This window comes from Noviherbaspirillum sp. ST9, from assembly GCF_048799745.1.
Classification (GTDB): domain Bacteria; phylum Pseudomonadota; class Gammaproteobacteria; order Burkholderiales; family Burkholderiaceae_D; genus Noviherbaspirillum.
This window is the reverse complement of sequence record NZ_JBLWFR010000069.1, coordinates 1-754: the sequence shown is the minus strand read 5'-3', so window position 1 is coordinate 754 and position 754 is coordinate 1. Positions and strand designations below refer to the sequence as shown.

Annotated in this window: 1 protein-coding gene; it reads right to left on the bottom strand. The window is 44.6% G+C overall.

The window, feature by feature from the left end; all coding sequences use genetic code 11:
* Window positions 1-225 precede the first annotated feature (225 nt).
* On the bottom strand, window positions 226-754 hold a 529-nt coding region (locus ACNOHI_RS24785), incomplete at its 5' end, for a RagB/SusD family nutrient uptake outer membrane protein (protein WP_420477394.1).

Below are 754 nucleotides of genomic sequence, written 5' to 3'. Positions count from 1 at the left end.
AATACGGAGAAGCGATTTTACGATTTTTATTGCAGTATTGAAAGCATTCGCCGTTTTAAAAGAATGAAAGGTATGAATGACTTTACTATTATAGTTCTTATTTATTAACCCAATACCATACTTAATTAACAGAAAATCATACCGATGATGGCTCGACTTTCTCAACGAATAAAAAGGCGCGGCATACATACCGCGCCCCCACTCAAGGCCTGAATTGACTCTTAATCAGTACCCTGTATTTTGAGTTAATTCTGCGTCTTTATTAAGCCTGATTTCTTCCAGAGGTATGGGCAGCAACACATTATAATCCTGAAATCCGGTAATGACCTTCCCTACCGGTGAAGTATCGCCGTTCTTTGCAATCCGGTCTTTTAGCTTACCCATACGCACAAGGGTCATCCTTCGATTTTCCTCTGCGATAAGTTCGCGTGCCCGTTCATCCAGGATAAAATCAATAGTGATGTCGGATGCGCTGACTTTCCCTAAATCAGCATTACCACTCGTGGTGCGGGCAAGTTTAAACGCCCTGTCACGCAGTTTATTAATATCCTCTGCAGCACCTGCAGGATTGTTTCGCCTGAATCGCGCTTCGGCGCGCAGAAGATATGTTTCAGCTAAACGCATAACGGGCCAGTCTTTAACAAGTGCATAGCCAAAGTCGTCCGTAGCATCGTATCCGCCCCATTTGGTGGGATATGGATACCACACTTCAAGACTGTCGGCCCTGAAAGGGATAGCACGGTCGCCGGTTTTT